Consider the following 19244-nt stretch of genomic DNA (forward strand, 5'->3'; position numbering starts at 1 on the left):
CCCGCAACCAACTTCTGACTGATTTTCTTCTGCATTACCTCTCTGATTACCTCCAGCATCTGTTGCTTGCACACAATAATGTGTGTTTTTCCGATCCCTCTCGCCATTTGTTCGGTATCATCCTGCTTTCTGTTCATGGATGAGGCCGCACCCTGTGATGACCCCTTTTAGCTATTCTTCTCCCCAAATCACGATGCAGAACACCTCCCTCGCCGAAGTAATGGCAGGGTCGGCTGCCGTCAAACTCCTGCTCATTGCCGACTCAGCGCGCGATACCCTGCTGGCGACGCCTCCCTTTGCCGCCGTGGCAACCCAGATAGCCCTGGGTCAGAAGGCCCCCTATTCCCTTGACGACAGTCAGGGGCTGCAACGGGTGATCTTCATGGATGCTCGCCCGGTCCTGGATCATCGGCTCTACAAGCAGGTGCGCAGCTGGGTGGGCTCGCTGGCGGGCCTCAAGGCGACGCACCTGGCGCTCCATCTGGAGGGCTTTGACGATGAGCATCGCGCGCAACTGGCAAGGGTGGTCCTCGCCTGCCTGCTCGCCGCCGATGTGACCCTGCCGACCCAGAAACGAAGTGAGGCGACAAGACCGGGTTATCAGCAGTTGCAACTTTCCCCCCCTTGCGAGCTGGACATGGCCCGCCTGAGCGCAGAAACCGAAGGCAATGGTCTGGCTCGCCACCTGGCGGTGCTGCCAGCGTCCGAGCTCAATGCCCGTCATTACCGGGCCTATGCCCGGGAGCTGGCGCAGCAGGAGGGGTGGCAGTGGCAGGAGTTTGATGAGACGACCCTGGCACAGAAGGGGGCTGGCGCCTTCCTGGCGGTGGCCCGTGGTTCGGCGGACGGTCAGGCCGCCATCGTCAGGCTCAGTTACTGTCCGGCCAACCCGGTGCGCCGCGTCGCGCTGGTGGGCAAGGGGATCTGCCACGACTCCGGTGGCTACAACCTGAAAGTCGGTGGCAGCATGTATGGCATGCACCTGGACATGGGGGGCAGCGCGGTGGCCCTTGGCACACTGCTGGCCATCAGCCGGGCGAAACTCCCCATTGAGGTGCACTGCTGGCTCGCCATCGCTGAGAACCACATCGGCCCGCAGGCCTTCCGGCCCGGTGAGGTGGTGACTGCGCTGAACGGCACCACCATCGAAGTGGTGGACACCGATGCCGAGGGTCGCATGGTGCTGGCGGATGCCCTGACCCTGGCGGCCGGGGACAAACCCGACTTGCTGATCGACTACGCCACCCTGACCGGCGCCTGCAAACGGGCGCTCGGCAGCCGTTACAGCGGCGCCTTCACCAACCGCCCCGAGTGGCTCACCACGCTGATAGCGCTGGGACAGCAGAGCGGGGAGCGAGTCTGGCCCTTCCCCCTGGACGAGGATTACGATGACAACCTCGATAGCGAGTGGGCCGATCTGTTACAGTGCGCGCCGGGCGCCTCCCCGGATCACATCGATGCCGCCCGTTTTCTCACGCGCTTCGTGCCCGCCGAGCTTCCCTGGTTGCACCTCGACCTGAGTGGTTTTCGCAACAAGGGGGGCAATGGCGTGGTGGGCAGCGAGGTAACCGGCTTTGGTGTCAGGCTGACCCTGACCCTGCTCGACAGCCCTCTGGGGATGGGTGCGCCCGACGCATGACAACGTGGCCAAGCACAATCAATAAGGACAAGCGTGAAACAAGCAAGTTATGACTGGGTGCTGTTCGATCTGGACGAAACCCTGCTCGATTTTCCGGTCGCCAGGGCGCTGGAGCGGACCCTGCAGATCTACGGCGTGGCGCCGACTCCCCCCAAGATGGCGGAGTACCATGCCCTCAACCAGCGGCTCTGGCAGCAGTACAACTCAGGGGAGATTGACGCCACCCACCTGCAGCAGACCCGTTTTTCGCTCTTTGCCGAGCAGGTCAACGTGGCGCCCATGGCGATGAACGAGACCTTCCTGCAGCAGATCATCGCCCTGAGCGTGCCGCTGGAGGGGGTGGAGGAGACCCTGCAGGCCCTGAAGAGCAAGGTCAGAATGGGGATCATCACCAACGGCTTCAGCCTGCCCCAGCGCGGGCGCCTCGACAAACTGGGCTGGAACAGCTGGTTTGAGCCTCTCGTTATCTCTGACGAGGTGCAGGTGACCAAGCCGGCGGCGGCCATCTTCCAGCATGCCCTGGCGCAGATGGGTCAGCCGAGCCCGGCGCGGGTGTTGATGGTGGGGGACAATCCCAAGACCGACATCGCCGGTGCCGCCGCCCAGGGGCTTGCCACCTGCTGGTACAACCCGGGACGGGAGACAGGTCCGTGCGAGGCGACCCACGAAATCCACCACTTCGCCCATCTCTGCGCGATCGTGCTGGGAGAGTAGGTCCCCTATGCCCGCAAGGGTGTAAAAAAACAAGGCAGCCCATGGGCTGCCTTGTTTGCATCCGGCGTCTGCTAGCGGCCGAGGCGGGCGAGCAGCCAGGCCTCCAGCAAGGCCACTCCGGGGGCCAGCACGGCTTCGTCGAAGTCGAACTCCGGATGATGGTGGGGGGCCGCGAGGTTGGCTCCCAGGATGAGATAGGCGGCCTCGCCGCCGTGCTGCTGTACCCGCTCGATGAGGAAACCGGCATCCTCGCTGGCCCCGAAGCGGCGGGTGTGGATGGTATCAAGGGAGATCCCCTGTGCGAGAGGCACGATTTCCTCGATGAGGGCTGGGCTGTTCTCGATGCCGATCGCTTCCCCCTGTTTGCGAATGTGGTAGGTCGCGCCCTGCATCAGGGCCGCCCCCTCCACAATCTGCTGCACCTGATTGAACATGTAGTCGTTGAGGGCCGGCGTCGCGCCACGGGTCTCCCCCATCAGGCGGGCATGGCCCGGGATGACGTTGCGTCCACTGCCGCCGTTGAGCTGCCCCACGTTGATGCGGGTCATGCCGTCCCGATGGCGGGGAATGCCGAGCATGGCGGTGGTGGCCATGCAGGCCGCTGCCAGGGCATTGTGGCCCGCGTTGGGCTCGAGCCCCGCATGGGCGGCTTGCCCCATGAACTCCACGTCGAATTTGGTTGAACAGAGAAACTCGGTGGGGTTGACCACCAGCTCACCGCTGCTCGCGTGAATGCCGATGTGCAGTGCCAGCAGAGCGTCCACGTCGTCGAGCTGCCCCCCTGCCGCGAGCGCCTTGCCGCCTCGGCAGCCCTCTTCAGCCGGCTGGAAGAAGAGCTTGATGCGGCCAGTGAGGCGATCGGCGAGGGCCGCGATCCGCTCGGCCAGCACCAGCCCGATGGCGGTGTGGCCATCGTGGGCACAGGCGTGCATCCAGCCCGGGTTGGCGGAGTGCCAGCCTCCCTGGCCGGGCAGGTGTGACGCCTCCTGGCTCTCTTCGACCTCCACCGCATCGATATCGAAGCGAAACGCCAGGGTGGGGCCGGGGCGCCCGCTCTCCCAGAGTCCCATCACGCCGGTGAGTGCGTCGATCCGCGTCAGCCACTCCGGATGCGCCCCCTGGTGCAGGGCACGGGCCTTCTGGGCCTCGACGTCTATTTCCCGTCCCATGATGAGGGTGCTGGCGAGCAGTTGATCCCCCAGCATGATGGAGAAACCGAGTTCACTGAGGTGTTGGGCGATGAGGGTGGTGGTGCGAAATTCACACCAGGCGGCTTCGGGGTGACGATGAAGGTCGCGGCGCCAGTGGCGCAAGGCATCCTGAGTCATGGTGGTTCCTGCGTGGCAAATCCAGCGGCCATTGTGACGGGCAGGGGGAGATGCGACAAGGGGAGCCCGGGCTCCCCTTGAAAGATGGCATGGATGTCGACGAGGTCGTTTTGTGTGCGCAGATCGCACTCAATGATGGCTTGGCATCATCCTTTGCCAGAGCGCGTCAAAAACCCATGTTGCAGTCTGTTTTTTGAACCACCCCTCTGGTGCAGAGGTGGCAGAAGGCTGATTGACCGACTTAGAGCTGTGCCAGCGACGGCATGGAGACGGCAACCAGAGTGAAAAACACGGTGAAAACGGCGGTAACTACGAACTCTTTCATGATTTTATCTCCCTTGGTTGGCTCATGATGGAACCAAGATACCACAACAGAACGATAAAACAACGAAAAATGTAATTATGAGGCAAAAATGGTTTGGTGGTGAAATATGGCCGCATTTTCCCAAGTTTAAGGGCGTTTTTTGTCCTGAGAAGGGTTTTATGGTGATGCTAGTGAAAGTGGAGGCATATAAAGTCTTTAAATTCATTGAGTTATGTTGTTTTTATGACTCTCTTCTTGATGGTTTCGATTGGGGTCTTTGTGGTGATTTCCATTTTTCGGCAGCAAAATGGCCTGCGGGATGTGCCAATTGATGTCGTCATAGGGAAGTTGGTGGCCGATAGCCAGGTTTTGTCATCCCATGTCATGTTTTCTCACGACTTGTGCCCTAACCTCAGTCTGCAAGGCTGTTGCCAGCCAGGGTTATCCGATGAAGTCTCAATTTTCTGCTCATCCCAAACAGGATGGGAGCAAAAAGAGTACGAAAAAACGACAAAAGGGCCGTCAAAGGAGCATGGAAGGAAAGGGGGGAAGGCGGGAAAATGGGGGGGCGATCTTCATGGGGCCTTGGGTGGCCGGAAGCCCCGTTTTTCGCTGTTTTCTTGGGGGGACGAGCCACTGGGCCCGCGCGCAGGGGAAGCGGGAGAGATCGTCGGCCCACCCGGGTGGCTATATGGCGCCAGTGTGATGGGATGAAGGGCAGGGGAGGCCTGGCGCAGGGCCGTGGCTCTGCGGTACCAAGGCCTTTATCCAGACCCGTCGCGAACAAGGTGAGCAAGCAGAAAAGCGGGGGAAAGAAGTAAAGGAGAAGGTCGTGGGGTCAGAGGCTCAGGGCCGCCGGGCTAGGGGTAAGAGATGGCGATAGTGGCCAGTGGATAGTCGGGCCCCCGCAGGGGGAGTAGGGGGTGAGGAGCCCGCATAAAAAAACCCTCCAGAGGAGGGTTTTTTGTCAGACCACAGCCCTTAGAACAGGGTGGTGGAGAGATCGTACAGCTCCTGGTTGAACGGGCGCTTCAGGTTCTCGATGCAGTCGATGATGTCGTGGTGCACCATCTCGTTGCCCTGAATGCCGACGCAGCGGCCACCCTGGCCTGCCAGCAGTTGCTCGACGGCGAAGGCACCCATGCGGCTGGACATGATACGGTCACGGGCAGTAGGAGAACCGCCACGCTGGATGTGACCCAGGATGGTGGCGCGGGTTTCGCGGCCGGTCATGGCCTCGATGTCTTTCGCCAGGGCGTTGACGTCGGTGACGTGCTCGCAGATGGTGATGATGGCGTGCTTCTTGCCCTTGGCTTCCCCTTCCTTGATCTGTTGCAGCAGCTTCTCCTTGTCGAAGGCCACTTCCGGCACGATCACGTATTCGGCACCACCGGCAACGGCGGCAGACATGGCCAGATCGCCGCAGTGGCGGCCCATGATCTCGACCACGGAGATGCGGTGGTGGGAGCTGCAGGTGTCGCGCAGGCGGTCGATGGCGTCCACGACCACGTTCAGGGCGGTGTCAAAGCCGATGGTGAAGTCGGTACCGGCGATGTCGTTGTCGATGGTGCCCGGCAGGCCGATGCAGGGGAAGCCCTCTTCGGTCAGCTTCTTGGCACCCATGTAGGAGCCGTCACCGCCGATGACCACCAGGGCGTCGATGCCGTGTTTCTTCAGGTTTTCGACCGCTTCGGCACGGACTTTCGGATCCTTGAAGGCGGGGAAACGGGCGGAGCCGAGGAATGTACCGCCACGGTTCACGACGTCTGAGACGCTGTGACGCTCGAGCTTGACGATACGGTCCTGGTGCAGACCGAGGTAGCCATCATAGATGCCGTAAACTTCCAGGCCATGATGCAGACCGGCGCGCACCACGGCGCGGATGGCTGCGTTCATACCCGGTGCGTCACCACCACTGGTCAAAACACCAATACGTTTGATTTGTTTGGTCATGAGTGCCTCTGGATCTGAGTTGTCGAAAATCAAGATTCTGAATAATACGGCTGGCCGCTTTTACTATATCGGCTTTCCTATGGCGAGAGGGTCCATAGGAAAGCGATATGCAAAGAGGGGCGGGGCCCCTCTTTGCTTGGCGCTTACTTGGCGGCGCCAGCGATGATCTGGGAGAAGTCGTCCACTTTCAGGGACGCGCCACCCACCAGGCCACCGTCGATGTCCGGCTGGCCGAACAGGTCGGCAGCGGTGGCGCCAGTCACGGAGCCGCCGTACAGGATCTGTACCTTGGCAGCCACGGCTGCATCAAAACCGGCCAGGTATTGACGGATGTGAGCATGCACGGATTGTGCGATCTCCGGGGTGGCGGTCTTGCCAGTGCCGATGGCCCATACCGGCTCGTAAGCGATGACGGCGTTCTCGAAGGAGGCGATGCCGCAGCGATCGATCACGGCCTTGAGCTGGGTCTCGACCACTTGGTTGGTGGTACCGGCTTCGAACTGGGCCAGGGTTTCACCGATGCACAGCACGGGGATCAGGCCGCCCTTTTGGATGGCTTCGTACTTGGCAGCCACCACATCGTCGGTCTCTGCGTGCAGGGTACGACGCTCGCTGTGACCGACCAGGGAGTAGGTGCAGCCGAAGGCTTTGAGCATGGAGGGGGCGTTTTCGCCGGTGAAGGCGCCGGACTCGTGAACGTCGGCGTTCTGGGCACCGTAGGCGATCTTGCTGCCGGCGGTCAGCTGTTCAACCAGACCCAAAAAGATAACCGGCGGGCAGACGGCCACTTGCACGGAAGGATGAGCGGCAGCGGCCGGGGTCAGTCCTTTGATCAGGGCTTCTACAGAAGCCTTGGTGCCGTTCAGTTTCCAGTTACCCATTACCAGGTGCTGTCTCATCTTCTATATCTCCTAGGCATTTGATTGCGCAACATTATATGAATTGAACCGAGCCCAAGATAGCTGACCCGGCGGCAAATGACGTAATTTTTTTTCGCTTTCCTGATCCAAATCAGGAATGCAAGGCGCGATTGCTCACTCGGTGACCTGCCCACGCAAACGGGCCCACCATACCCCAATCCACTCGTGAATGGCAGCCTCGGAATACATCAGATAACGCCCCTTGGGGAGGTAGCTGTAGAGGGGTTGCAGCTCCTGACTCTGCTTGGCGGTGTAATCGGTGGGAGCCGGCACCGCATCGAGTCCCTGACTGCGATAGAGGGCCATGGCCCGGGGCAGGTGGGTGGCCGAACTCACCAGCGCCACCCGCTTGCCGTTGAGGTGGGCGGCGATGCTGACCGCCTCGTCATGGGTGTCTTTGTTGTTTTCAAACAACGTCATGCGCGCACGCGGGATGCCAAGGCTGGCCGCCATGCGGGCGTTGACCTCGGCGTTCGACAGGGGATCCCCGGCCACGGCGCCGGAGAAAACCAGCTCGGCCTCTGGATAGGCCAGGGCCAGGCGAACCCCTTCCAGGGTGCGCGCCAGGGAGATGTTGTTTTGCCAGGCGCGCTCTGGGATGGCCGGATCGCTCACATGACCGTTGCCCAGCACGACGATGGCCTGGATGTCAGGATGCAGGCTCACCTCGAAGGGGGGATAGGTCTGCTCCAGGCTGCGGGCCAGCTCGTAGCTCACCGGCCGCGTCCCCATCAGGGCGATGATCACCAAGGAGAGGGTCGCCAGCAGCCTGCCGCTTTTTTGAAAGCGGGTGAACCAGAGCAGCACGAGCGCCAGCACCAACAAGGAGAGAGAGAAGGGGAGCGGCATCAACAGATGGCCCAGCCATTTCTTGATGACAAAGAAGTTGAGCTCGAACACGACAGACACGTCCTTGAGTTTTCAGCAAATTCGGGATGTGACAGAATACCCCTCTTTTTTCCTGTGGCCCAATCCTGTGTGGTTCCTCCTGCGGCCCTCATGGCGGGGCGGTCGAAGATGAGTGTGTCTTGAAGCAAGATCAGAGTTTTGACGGGCGCGCGGACAAGTTCGCTCGCAACATTTACGACTCCACCAAGGGGCGCATTCGCACCACCATTGTCTGGAGTGACATCGAAGCCTGCCTGGCGCGCCTGGGCAACCGGCCGCTGCGCATCCTGGATGCCGGCGGCGGCTTTGGCTACTTCGCCCAGAAACTGGCGGCCATGGGCCATCAGGTGGAGCTGTGCGATTTGTCGGCAGAAATGCTGGATCTGGCCCGGGAGCAGATCGCCCAGAAGGGGTTGGAAGACAGAATTCGTCTCATCCATTGCCCCATTCAGGAGCTCAAGCAACACGTGACCGGCACCTTCGATCTGGTGCTCTGTCACGCGGTACTGGAGTGGCTCGCCGAGCCGCGCCAGACCTTGCTGGGTCTGTTCCCTTTCGTCAAGGCAGGGGGCATACTGTCGCTGCTTTTTTACAATCGTCACGGTCTCCTGTTCCAGAGCCTGGTGGTGGGCAATTTCGACTATGTGCGCCTGGGCCTTCGCAAGAAACGCCAGACAGCCCTGACTCCCACCAATCCCCAGTTGCCAGAGCAGGTCTATGACTGGATAGGCCGGGGGGGATTGCGGATCATCGGCAAGACCGGGGTACGCGTCATCCACGACTACATGCGCCACAAGCAGGATCAGGTCGAGAAGTTCGAGGACCTGCTGGCCATGGAGCAGCAATATTGCCGCCAGGAGCCCTTTGTTTCCCTGGGGCGCTACATCCATGTGATGGCCCAGAAACCGGCCGGTTGAGACACACCGGCGTGAATACGATGCGGGATCCAGCCGCCGGGGCGCCACCGACCCCGGCCTATATCACCACGGCGGGCAAAGACCTGCCGACTATAACAACGAGATGATAACGTCATGATGAGTACATCCCGTACCCTGCCAGAGACGGTGGGATGGGTCAGACAGGAGGGGTTGGCGCTGAACCTCCCCACCGACAGGCTGGCCTTTCTGATAGCGATCAAGACGCTCTCCGAGGACGAGTCTGATCTCTCGGAGGCCGCGCTGCACGATGCCTTTGGCTATGTCAGCAGTGCCTTCGGCCAGATGGACGAGACCCTCACCGGTCGCGCCAACAACGCCATCAACGATCTCATTCGCCAGCAACTGCTGTCGCGTTTCACCACCGACATGGTGGCGGGGGAGAGCCTCTACCGCCTGTCGCGCCTTGGCATGAGCATCGTCGATTTCTTCATGGATCAGCGCCAGGTGGACTCCATCAAGCTCTCCATCCTGCTCGAGCACCTGGCGGCCGAGCTCGACACCGCCCGCAAGGCGGCGCTCGAGACCAACACCCGGGAGCAGTGGGACGCCGAGGTGCTGCCGCGCCTCTCCTTCTCCCTGGAAGAGACGCTCGGGCGCATCGATCTCACCCAGCGCGCCATGGACGAGCAGCAAAACCAGGTCAAGAGCGAGATCGCGGCCCTGCTGACCCAGAACTGGGTCGATGCCATCCACAGCTGCGAGAAGCTCCTGCACGAGACCGGCCAGACCCTGCGCGAGTTGCAGGACACCCTGGACGCCGCCGGCCACCGCCTGCAGGCGGGGCTGCTCAACATTCAGGAAGCGGCCCAGGGGCGTGAGGATCTGTTCCACGTCGAGGAGCTGACCCACGCCCTGCAGGGGCGTCTGGATGTCATCACCGCCTGGGGCCAGCAGTGCATCGAGCTCTGGTCCCGTTATGACAGGCACGTCCACAAGTTCATCCGCAACGCCATCGACATGGACAAGAACCGCGCCTTCAGCCAGCGGCTGCGGGAATCCATCCGCAACTTCGAGCAGCACAGCTGGTTGTTGCGGGTGGCCGAAGAGCCCCGTTTGCTGGAGCTGCGGGATGAAACCATCGCCATCCACGATGAGGAGGTGACCGGCGAGGTGCCCCTCGAGATGGAGTACGTGGAGATGGTGGACATCAACCAGGAGCTGGCGGAGCGCATCGAGCGCTACCTGGCCCGCTACCCGGAGCAGGGAGATCGGCTGGATCTTGCCGACGTGCTGCGGGAATACCTGCTGGACTACCCGGCTCATGCCCACTTCGACGTGGCGCGCCTCCTGATCGATCAGGCCGTGCGTCTCGGCCATGCCAGCGGTGAGCGCGAACACCACCGCCAACCCGCATGGAAACCCATCAACCAAGCTGGATCCAAGGTTCAGGCCTATGTCATCGATCAATACTGAATTCCCCTTGCCCCTGCGCCTCGCAGAGGCCATCGCCAACCCCTTGTTTCCGCGCATCGACACCGCCCTGCGCTCCGGTCGCCACATCAGTGCCGACGAATTCGAGCAGCACTCGGCCCTGGTGGAGTACCACCAGGAGCTGGAGATCTTCTACGGCCGCTATCAGGTGGAACTCATCAAGGCGCCGGAAGGCTTCTTCTACCTGCGTCCGCGCCCGAGCGCCGACATCGGAACAACAGTGTTATCTGAGCTCGATATGCTGGTGGGCAAGGTGCTCTGCTACCTGTTCCTGAGCCCGGACAGGCTCGCCTCTGAAGGGGTGTTCGCCATGGGCGAGCTGCAAGAAGAGGTGCTGAGTCTGGCGGACGAGAAGCAACTGCTGCGCATGGTCAACAGCCGCTCCGGCGGCACGGATCTGGACAAGAAGAAGCTCCTCGAGAAGATCCGCACCTCCATGCGTCGCCTCAAGCGCCTCGGGATGATCACCCCCCTTGGCAACAGCGACAAATTCCGGGTCAACGAGTCCGTGTTCCGCTTCGCCGCCGATGTGCGCTCCGACGAGGATCCCCGCGCTGTGCAACTGCGGATGATCCAGGAAGGGGAGGCCATTTTCCACGACGACGAGATGCCGAGCAGCGATTCCCTGTTCGAGGATATTGAAGAGGATCTGGACGAAGAGCAGCTGGAGCTGGAGGTGGAAGATGATCTGCAACGTTAATGTGCCGGCACTGATGGTGTGTGCCGGTTTGATGGAGAGTGTGGCGTGAGAGGCAAATTCAAATCCCTGACCATGGTCAACTGGAACGGCTTCTTCGCCCGCACCTTCGATCTCGACCAGCTGGTCACGACCCTGTCCGGCGGCAACGGCGCGGGCAAGTCCACCACCATGGCGGCCTTTATCGCGGCCCTCATTCCCGACCAGTCACTGCTTCACTTCCGTAACACCACGGAGGCGGGCTCCTCCAGCGCGTCCCGCGACAAGGGGCTCTACGGCAAGCTGCAGCGCGGCCACTGTTATTCGCTGCTGGAAGTGATGAACAGCCGTGAGCAGCGGATCTGGGTCGGTGTGCACCTCGAACAGGTGGCCAACCGTGACAACAAGGTCAACATCACTCCGTTCGCCCTGGTGGATGTGCCCGAACACCTGGCGCCCACGGATCTGCTGCTGGAGAAGCTCGACGACGGCAAGGGGCGGGTACGTGCCTTCGCCGATCTGAAGGGGGCGGCAGCGGAGCTCGGCGCCATCAAGGTCGCCAAGTTCAATACGGTGACCGACTATCACAACTTCATGTTCGAGTTCGGCATCACCCCGAAGAAGCTGCGTGATCAGAAGGATCGCGGCAAGTTCTATCGCCTGATCGAGGCCTCCCTCTACGGCGGCATCTCCTCGTCCATCAGCCGCTCCCTGCGGGAATACCTGCTGCCGGAGAACTCCGGGGTGCGCAAGGCGTTCCAGGACATGGAGGCGGCCATCTACGAGAACCGCCGCACCCTGGAAGCCATCAAGGAGACCCAGGGTCAGCGGGATCTCTTCAAGAACCTCATCACCGAGACCACCCACTATGTGGCCGCGGAGTATGTGCGGGGCGCCGCCGAGAAGAGCCGCCTCTCCGAGCTGGCCCTCAAGGCACGCTCTGAGCTCGCCGGCAAACGCCGCCTGCTGGCCGAGGAGAAGCAGCGCGCCATCTATCTGGCGGATGAGGTGGATCAGCTCACCAACCGCGAGAAGCTCCTGACCGACGAGCTGGAGTCTGCCGCCGAGCACCTGGCCAAGGTGATGGCGGCCGTGGCGCTGCAAAAGAAGATTGCCCTCTATCGCGCCGATCTGGCGGAGCTCAACGACAAGCTGGAGCAGCAGCAGGCGGTGGTGGAAGAGATCCACGGCCAGTTGCTGGAAGTGGAAGAGCGCAAGGAGCTGGCCCAGGCAGAGGTGGACAGCCTCAAGACCCAGCTCGCCGACTACCAGCAGGCGCTCGATATCCAGCAGACCCGCGCCATCCAGTACCGTCAGGCGGTGCAGGCCCTCGATGCTGCCCGCGAGCAGTGCGAGCTGCCGGGGCTCGAGCCTGCGCAGGCGAGCGACACCCTGCACCAGTTCCGCGCAGCCGAGCAGAGCTTGACCAGCCGGGTGCTGGGGGCCGAGCAGCAGTTGGCGCTGGCCAAGGCGGCGGTGGCCGAACACGAAGCGGCGCTGGCGCTGCTGCTCAGCATCGCCCCCGAGACAGTGCGCGAGGCCGCCTGGCCCACCGCGCAGGGGCTGCTCAAGCGCCACATCGAGGACAAGGCCCGCATTGCCCAGGGGCAGGGTCTGCGCGCCGCCCTGGCTCGCCTCGAGAAAGAGAGCGAAAGCCAGAAGACCCTCTTGCGGCTGCGAGACGAGCTGGCCCAGGCGTCTGGTCAGCACATTGCCAGCCAGGACGAGCTGGAGATCTTCCTCGAAGCCCAGCGCACCCGCCAGGAGGAGCTCTCCGAGCAGCAGGCAGAGGCCAATCAGCGCCGCGCCAGCCTCGAGCATCAGGGCACTCAGCTGGGCCGCGATATCGCGGAACTGACCAAGCTGGCCCCGCGCTGGCTCAAATCCTTTGAAAAGCTCGAGCAACTGCGCGAGCAGAGTGGCTTGGCCTTGGCCACCGCCGAAGAACTCTCTTCCGGCATGCAGAGCGTGCTCGACAAGGAGCGGGAGTTCGAGCAGGAGAGCAACCGCATTCAGGGCCAGAAACAGGCGCTGGAGATGCAAATTCGCAACCTGCAGCTGGGTGCCGGCGAGGCGGATCCCCGTCTTGCCCGCATCGCCGAGCAGGTGGGGGGCGTGCTGCTCTCGGACGTCTATGACGACATCTCCATCGATGATGCCCCTTACTACTCCGCGCTCTACGGCCCGGCTCGCAGCGCCCTGGTGGTGCTCGACCTCGAAGGCGCCATCGAGCGGCTGAAAAAGCTGGAAGATTGCCCGGAAGATATCTACCTCATTCAGGGCAACCCCGACTCCTTTGACGAGGATCTGGTGGAAGCGGACGAGCTGGGGGACGCCGTGCTGGTGCGCACCAGCAAGCGTCAGGTGCGCTTCTCCCGCTACCCCGAGCTGCCGCTGTTTGGCCGCGCCGCCCGGGAAAAACGGATCGAGCAGCTCGATCTTGAGCGGGAAAACCTCATCGAGGGCTACGCCAAGGCCGCCTTCGAGCAGCAGAAGTACCACCGTCTCTACGGCCACTTCCGCGACTTTATCGGCCAGCATCTGGATATCGCCTTCCGCCCGGACCCCGAAGCCGAGGTGCAGGCCAAGCAGCACGAGCAGCGCAAGCTGCAAGAAACCATCGCCGAGTGCGACAAGCAGCTGAGTGATGCCAAAGCCGCCGCCGCCCAGCTGACCCGCCATATCCAGCTGGTGCAGGGGATGCTGCCCTTTGCCCACCTGTTTGCCGAGGCAGACCTGGCGGCCCGCCTCGAGGCGGCTCACGCCGACGTGGAGGCGCTTAAAACAGCCGAAGCCTTTATCGCCAAACACGGCAAGGCGCTGGAAAAACTGGAAACCATGGTGCAGGTGCTGCGCCAGGATCCCCAGGATCTGGCGGCCCTGCAGGCGGCCTTTGACGAGGTGAGCGACCTGCTGGCCGAGCAGAAGCGCCGCTGCTACGCCCTCGATCAGCTGGTGGCCCGTCTGCCGCACTTTGCCTATCAGGATGCGCAAGACCTGCTGGGCAAGGCCTCCGAGATGAGCGAGCGACTCAAAGAGAAGCTCAAGGCGGCGGAGCTTGCCGCCCGCACCGCCGGTGAGCAGCACAAGCAGATCACCCAGCGCCACACCGAGGCGCTGCAACTGCGCACGGCGCTCGATTCCAGCGCCTCGGCCAAGGGGCAGACCCTGGCGGAGTTCGAGCAGGAGCTGGCGGCCATGGGGCTGACCCTGTCGGATGACATGGAAGAGAAGGCCCGTGCCCACAAGAAAGAGATTGAAGAGCTGCTTATCCGCACCCGGACCCGCCGCACCAGCGCCGAGGCCCAGTTGCAGGTGTGCAAGCGCGAAATCGAATCCCTTGGCGGTCGTCTCAAGCTCGAAGGCAAGGATTACTACAGCGCCCGCAAATCCCTGGTGGGTCACAAGGCGAGCTGGTCGCGGGTGGTGCGTCTGGCACGGGAGACCGACGTCGAGAAGCGTCTGAACAAGCGCGAGCTGGCTTATCTTGACAGCGACGAGCTGCGCTCCATGTCGGACAAGGCCCTCGGCGCCCTGCGGGTGGCGGTGGCCCACGACGAGGCCCTGCGCGATGCGCTGCGTCTGTCGGAAGGCAACCGCAGCACCGAGCAGAAGGTCGCCTTCTATGTGCAGGTCTACCGTTACCTGAAAGATCGCATCCGCAACGACATCATCCGCTCGGACGATCCGGTGGAAGCCATCGAGGAGATGGAGATCGAGCTGGCGCGCCTCGCCGACGAGCTCAAGCAGCGGGAAACCCATCTGTCCCTCTCCTCCCACGAGGTGGCGGCCAAGATCACCAACATCATCCGCCGGGAGCAGAACCGCATCCGGGTATTGAACCAGGGCCTGCAGAACATTGCCTTCGGTCTGGTGCGCGGGGTGCGTCTCAACGTCAATATCCGCGAGGCCCACACTCGCCTCCTGACCGCGCTCGCCGATCAGAGCGCCATGCACAACGATCTTTTCGCCGACAAGGAGCTCAGCTTCTCCGAGGCCATGGCCAAGCTCTTCCAGCGCCTGAACCCGCAGGTGGAGCAGGGAGAGCGCAACTATCAGGTGATGGGGGACGTGCTGCTCGACTATCGCAACTACCTGGAGCTGGAGATCGAGGTGCAGCGCGGGGCCGACGGCTGGCTGCGTGCCGAGAGCGGCGCCCTCTCCACCGGCGAGGCGATCGGCACCGGTCAGGCCATCCTCTTGATGGTGCTCATCAGCTGGGAGGAGGAGTCCCGCCGTCTGCGCGGCAAGGACATCGCTCCCTGCCGCCTCTTGTTCCTGGACGAAGCGGCGCGGCTTGATGGCAAATCCATCGCCACCCTGTTCGAGCTGTGCGAGCGCCAGGATATGCAGCTCCTCATCGCGGCGCCGGAGAACATCAGCCCCGAGAAGGGCACCACCTACAAGCTCATCCGCAAGGTGCAGGGCAAGCACGAGCATGTGCATGTAGTGGGGCTGCGCGGCTTTGGCTTCGCCGACGACAAGCTCATCGCCTGACATCTTCCCCTGACAGGGGCTGACGGAGCGATACGCAAAACGGGAGGCTTGGGCCTCCCGTTTTCCATGGGAAATGTGAGAGAGTAGGCCCCTGTTAACGGAAGCCTGACTGGCGATGCTGGTCGCTCTGTCCCATCGAGGAAGCAACGCATGACGACGCGACAAAAAGGGCTGCTGGCCTCTCTGTGCCTGCTGCTGGCCGCCTGCAGCAGCCACCCTGATGCAGGCAGTGCGGGCAACTGGCGAGGCTATACCCAGACGGGGCTTGCCTCCTATTACGCCGATCGCTACCACAACAAGCGCACCGCCAGCGGGGAGCCTTACCAGCGCCACGCCAACACCGCCGCCCACATGACACTGCCCTTTGGCGCCCTGGTGAGGGTCACCAACCTCGCCAACGACAAGAGCGTGGTGGTGCGGGTCAACGACAGGGGCAATTTCCCCCGCGGGCGCATCATCGATCTCTCCAGGGCGGCGTTCAGCGCCATCGGCAATCCCCGATCCGGGCTTATCAAGGTCAGGATTGAGGTGCTCTAGTCACCGGGTCTGCATGTGCCGGTGCCCCTCCATACCCGGGCCGCTGGAAGAGGGCATTTCCCGGTGATCGCGGGCCATCTTCTTCATTCCATTGGTGAGGTCGCCAACGCGACTTCCCATTTTCCGGTGTGCCATTAAGATAGCCAAACGAAAAACAGGGTGTCTTTGCCATCTGGCGGCAACCGGGCATGGCATGGTGTGTGAGACACCCTTTCAACCCCCTGCCCATGTTTCGCCGCTAAGGCGCAGGCTATAAAGAGAGACGTCATTCACTGGGAGGATCAGAACATGGCTGACAAGCGTGCCATTCAGGCAACGGCCATCCCCGAGCACAAGGCAAAGTCCCTCTATCCGGAGCCCTTTGCCTCCCTGGTCAAGCACCGCACCCGGCGCAGGCTGGGGGATCATTTCGGCCTTGCCAATTTCGGGGTCAACCTGACGACCCTGGCACCGGGGGCCATCTCGGCGCTCAAGCACCATCACGGCCTGCAGGACGAGTTCGTCTATGTGCTCTCGGGCAATCCCACCCTGCGCCACGGGGAGGAGGAGTACCGGATGTCGCCGGGGGAGTGCATCGGCTTCAAGGGGGGCAGCGGCCTGGCCCACCAGTTGCTCAACCACGGTGAGGTGGACGCCGTCTATCTCGAGGTGGGGGACAGGCTGCCAGGGGACACCGTCGACTATCCCGACGACGATCTGGCCCTGGTACAGGGTGCCGATGGCGCCTGGTCAGCCAGACACAAGGATGGCACCCCCTACTAGGGTGCCTCTTCGGGCAATGAGAGAGACCTCCATGGTGTTCAGCCCCTTTTCTGCTGTCAGGGCAGAGGATTTTCTGCCGCTGCTCAACGACGAGACGCTGCGAAAGCACCTGATCCCTCACCCGCTTTTCGATGTGGCCGGGGTGCGCGACTGGATGGCGTACAAGCTGGGAATTGACGCCCGGCCAGGTTGCCGCGTGCGCGCCATCTTCCTCGACGGCACCCTGGCGGGGTGGTGCGGTATCCAGCCCGATGACGAGGGGGTGGAGCTTGCCATCGTGCTCGCCAAGGCCGGCTGGGGAAGCGGCGTGGCGATTTTCAACGAGATGATGGGGTGGGCGAGGGAGCTTGGCCATCGGACGATACTCTTTCACTTGCTGGATACCCGCCCGCCTTATCTGTCCCTCGCCAGACGGGCCATCTGGGTGAGGAAAACGCGCCTGGGCGAACACCCTTTCACCACCTATTGCCTTGACGTTGAGCGCTGGTCTGCAGGCCCTTAGCCTGGACCAGGGGGCCGCAAGCCGTGCCGCCTCCTGGCGGGTCCCGTTGCCACCCTTTGCGCCATGATCCCTCCCGCTCGTTTGTTCCTCCGTGCACGGCGTGGTTATCCACCCCGTTGAACACAGTGTTCATTCTGCCCCCCTATATGGCCCCCACCGTCCTGCCTACACTGGGCAACGTCTGATGGGGGAGCATCCGGCAGTATAAATCGCTGTCCAGGTTGCACTCTCTGGCGTGTTGACGATGTACAACGGAGAAAACTGGATGAAAAAAGAGACAGACAAACTGGTATCGATCGCAGTGCTCAAGGCCCGTGACGGCATGGGAGAGCGCCTTCGCGATGCCCTGCTTACCTTGATTGACCCCACTCGCCAGGAGCCGGGCAACCTCGATTACGTGCTGTTCGAGTTGAAGGATGAACCCGGCACCTTCTACATGCGGGAAGCCTTCGTGAGTCAGGCCGCCCTGGATGCCCACTGTGAGACCGCGTATTTCCAGGCTTTCGCTCGCCAGGCGGACGAACTGCTGGCCGAACCCCTTCGGCTTGTCTTCATGGAAGAAGTGAGCCCCTGATCCTTGCCGCAGAGCCCGATGGTCCCCTCATCGGGCTTTTTGCCTTCAGCCTCGCTCCCGGCAATCGCATCTACCTGCTCGGCTGTGTGGCCATGGCCCTGAACCCCATCCTGATCAAGCGCTGCTACCGGGGGAGTCCTTCCTCCACCTGACCGGCTGGACCCTCATCTGCGCCACTGTGCTGCTCACCGGCATGCTGACCGGGGAGACAGTACACTGGGAACAGGTAGGCTGGGGGGTAGAAGGTGTGCTGCTGACCATGGTGCTCCTGCCCCTTCATGCTGGCAAACGGGGGGCTGTCTGAGGGGCCGCCTGTGGCCCTGATCAACCAGGGAGTGCGTCATGAGAAGAACCCTGATCCTGGTACGCCATGGCAAGTCGAGCTGGGAAGACGCGTCTTTGTCTGACCGCGCTCGTCCGCTGGCTGCGCGCGGGCTGCGCGATGCGCCCCTGATGGGGGCTCGTCTGGCGCACCTTGGGGTGAAGCCCGATCTCATCCTCTCGAGCCCCGCCTGCCGGGCCCTGACGACCGCCCGGCTGCTTGCCGGGGAGCTGGGTTATTCCCCGGACCGCATCGTCATCGACGAGGGCCTCTACGAGAGCGATGCCGGGACCCTTCTCGGGGTGGTGGGGGCGCTTTCAGATGATCTCGCCTGCGTACTGCTGGTGGGTCATGATCCTGCCTTCACCGACCTGGCTCATGGCTTTTCCTCCGGTATCACTCGCATGCCGACCTGTGCCGTCGCCCGCTTCATCTTCGACGCCCCCTCCTGGTCGGCGCTCCCGTCCTGCTCGCCGGTGGTGGCCGTGCTGGACTTCCCGAAGAAGAGGTAGGGGGGCGTCGGTTGCAGGCATGCAGAAACGACAAGGGGAGCCGCGGCTCCCCTTGTCGTGATGGTGACGGGGTCATTTGGCCGCGATGGGCCCCTTGGTGCCCGCATCGTTGTCGACCCAGCCATCTTCTCCCTTGAGGCGGCGATCCCCCTGGATGGTGTAGATGACCATGCCCTCCTTGAACACCAGGGCGCCGTCGGATTTCCTGGTACTGACCTGCTTGTCGTTGACCCACACCTGATCCTTGTCATCGATGCGGATGTTCGCGACCGTGGCGCCCGTCTCGGGGAAGGTGGCGACCCCGTTGCCGGCGTAGGGGCTGGCGCTGGCCGCTGCGGGGGCGGCGCCAAATCCGGCGGCGGCGTTCTCGGCCTTGCTCTTGTGAATATCGCAGCCCTGGGCTTCGGTCACCTGGGTGCAGCCGGAGCGTTCCAGCTGTTCGGCGTATTTGTGGTTGTTGACATCCTCCCCCACCTTAGCGCTTCGCGTCACAGGAGGGGGATTCCCATTACTGGGTGATAGCTGCTCGCGCAGTACCGGGTTCCTGCTTCATCGGGCGGCCTGATTGCACCACGCCTCCACAGGCTAAAACGGCGTGTCCCGCCGCTAAAATATTGCGAGCGCCGTTCACATCGGCGTTCGCCTCATAACCACACGCAGCGCATTTAAACTGGCTTTGCGTCTGGCGGTTATCCTTCGCAGTATGCCCACAACAGGCGCACTGCTGGCTCGTGTAGGCCGGGTTTA

Annotated in this window: 17 protein-coding genes; 11 read left to right on the forward strand and 6 right to left on the reverse strand. The window is 62.5% G+C overall.

Annotated elements, in window-relative coordinates; translation table 11 throughout:
• Positions 1 to 154 precede the first annotated feature (154 nt).
• Together ACNPAA_RS07145 and yjjG are read left to right on the forward strand one after the other, a co-directional pair.
• Positions 155 to 1639, forward strand: coding sequence for a M17 family metallopeptidase (locus ACNPAA_RS07145; RefSeq protein WP_160837398.1), 1485 nt, complete (start codon positions 155 to 157; stop codon positions 1637 to 1639).
• Positions 1640 to 1672: 33 nt separating this feature from the next.
• Positions 1673 to 2353 (forward strand): pyrimidine 5'-nucleotidase, encoded by a 681-nt coding sequence (gene yjjG / locus ACNPAA_RS07150; RefSeq protein WP_010674855.1) that lies wholly within the window; start codon positions 1673 to 1675, stop codon positions 2351 to 2353.
• 71 nt (positions 2354 to 2424) lie between these two features.
• Here yjjG and ACNPAA_RS07155 read toward each other — a convergent pair whose 3' ends face one another.
• The 4 genes from ACNPAA_RS07155 to elyC all read right to left on the reverse strand — a co-directional run bounded on the left by ACNPAA_RS07155 (position 2425) and on the right by elyC (position 7758).
• Entirely contained in the window at positions 2425 to 3681 is a 1257-nt protein-coding gene (locus ACNPAA_RS07155) for an amidohydrolase (protein ID WP_113978494.1), read from the reverse strand.
• A 1285-nt stretch (positions 3682 to 4966) separates the two neighbouring features.
• Positions 4967 to 5938: a 6-phosphofructokinase gene (pfkA, locus tag ACNPAA_RS07160; RefSeq protein ID WP_010674852.1), complete on the reverse strand. Its 972-nt coding sequence runs from the start codon at positions 5936 to 5938 to the stop codon at positions 4967 to 4969.
• A gap of 143 nt (positions 5939 to 6081) precedes the next feature.
• Positions 6082 to 6837 carry a triose-phosphate isomerase gene (gene tpiA, locus ACNPAA_RS07165; protein ID WP_029314576.1) on the reverse strand — a complete coding sequence of 252 codons (756 nt, stop codon included), beginning with the start codon at positions 6835 to 6837 and terminating at the stop codon, positions 6082 to 6084.
• A gap of 135 nt (positions 6838 to 6972) precedes the next feature.
• The gene (gene elyC / locus ACNPAA_RS07170) at positions 6973 to 7758 is read right to left on the reverse strand and encodes an envelope biogenesis factor ElyC (RefSeq protein WP_417891664.1); all 786 of its coding nucleotides are present in this window, start codon (positions 7756 to 7758) and stop codon (positions 6973 to 6975) included.
• A 128-nt stretch (positions 7759 to 7886) separates the two neighbouring features.
• Between elyC and cmoM the strand changes: the two genes are divergently transcribed.
• From cmoM to ACNPAA_RS07215, 9 genes are all read left to right on the forward strand, one after another.
• Positions 7887 to 8663 carry a tRNA uridine 5-oxyacetic acid(34) methyltransferase CmoM gene (gene cmoM / locus ACNPAA_RS07175; RefSeq protein WP_010674849.1) on the forward strand — a complete coding sequence of 259 codons (777 nt, stop codon included), beginning with the start codon at positions 7887 to 7889 and terminating at the stop codon, positions 8661 to 8663.
• Positions 8664 to 8777: 114 nt separating this feature from the next.
• Complete coding sequence (gene mukF / locus ACNPAA_RS07180) at positions 8778 to 10097, forward strand: chromosome partition protein MukF (RefSeq protein ID WP_042863922.1); 1320 nt, start codon at positions 8778 to 8780, stop codon at positions 10095 to 10097.
• The gene (gene mukE / locus ACNPAA_RS07185) at positions 10078 to 10815 is read left to right on the forward strand and encodes a chromosome partition protein MukE (RefSeq protein WP_029314572.1); all 738 of its coding nucleotides are present in this window, start codon (positions 10078 to 10080) and stop codon (positions 10813 to 10815) included. Before mukF ends, mukE begins: the two co-directional genes overlap by 20 nt.
• 45 nt (positions 10816 to 10860) lie before the next feature.
• On the forward strand, positions 10861 to 15288 hold the full coding sequence (mukB, locus tag ACNPAA_RS07190) for a chromosome partition protein MukB (RefSeq protein WP_417891665.1): 4428 nt from the start codon (positions 10861 to 10863) through the stop codon (positions 15286 to 15288).
• A gap of 150 nt (positions 15289 to 15438) precedes the next feature.
• Positions 15439 to 15825 (forward strand): septal ring lytic transglycosylase RlpA family protein, encoded by a 387-nt coding sequence (locus tag ACNPAA_RS07195; protein WP_052816256.1) that lies wholly within the window; start codon positions 15439 to 15441, stop codon positions 15823 to 15825.
• 288 nt (positions 15826 to 16113) lie between these two features.
• Positions 16114 to 16587 (forward strand): cupin domain-containing protein, encoded by a 474-nt coding sequence (locus tag ACNPAA_RS07200; protein ID WP_052816254.1) that lies wholly within the window; start codon positions 16114 to 16116, stop codon positions 16585 to 16587.
• Positions 16588 to 16603: 16 nt separating this feature from the next.
• A complete protein-coding gene (locus ACNPAA_RS07205; RefSeq protein ID WP_151027443.1) occupies positions 16604 to 17089 on the forward strand; it encodes a GNAT family N-acetyltransferase in 486 nt (161 codons plus the stop codon).
• Positions 17090 to 17354: 265 nt separating this feature from the next.
• Positions 17355 to 17663 (forward strand): putative quinol monooxygenase, encoded by a 309-nt coding sequence (locus ACNPAA_RS07210; RefSeq protein ID WP_042879252.1) that lies wholly within the window; start codon positions 17355 to 17357, stop codon positions 17661 to 17663.
• Positions 17664 to 18005: 342 nt separating this feature from the next.
• Positions 18006 to 18497 carry a SixA phosphatase family protein gene (locus ACNPAA_RS07215; protein WP_052816250.1) on the forward strand — a complete coding sequence of 164 codons (492 nt, stop codon included), beginning with the start codon at positions 18006 to 18008 and terminating at the stop codon, positions 18495 to 18497.
• Between the two features lie 72 nt (positions 18498 to 18569).
• Here ACNPAA_RS07215 and ACNPAA_RS07220 read toward each other — a convergent pair whose 3' ends face one another.
• Both ACNPAA_RS07220 and ACNPAA_RS07225 read right to left on the reverse strand, forming a co-directional pair.
• The gene (locus ACNPAA_RS07220) at positions 18570 to 18989 is read right to left on the reverse strand and encodes a hypothetical protein (RefSeq protein WP_227262768.1); all 420 of its coding nucleotides are present in this window, start codon (positions 18987 to 18989) and stop codon (positions 18570 to 18572) included.
• A gap of 16 nt (positions 18990 to 19005) precedes the next feature.
• A partial coding sequence (locus ACNPAA_RS07225; protein WP_139127878.1) for a zinc ribbon domain-containing protein occupies positions 19006 to 19244 on the reverse strand: 239 nt, incomplete at its 5' end.

The organism is Aeromonas sp. PS2Canimalfood6 (genome assembly GCF_048276795.1).
Lineage (GTDB): Bacteria > Pseudomonadota > Gammaproteobacteria > Enterobacterales > Aeromonadaceae > Aeromonas > Aeromonas caviae.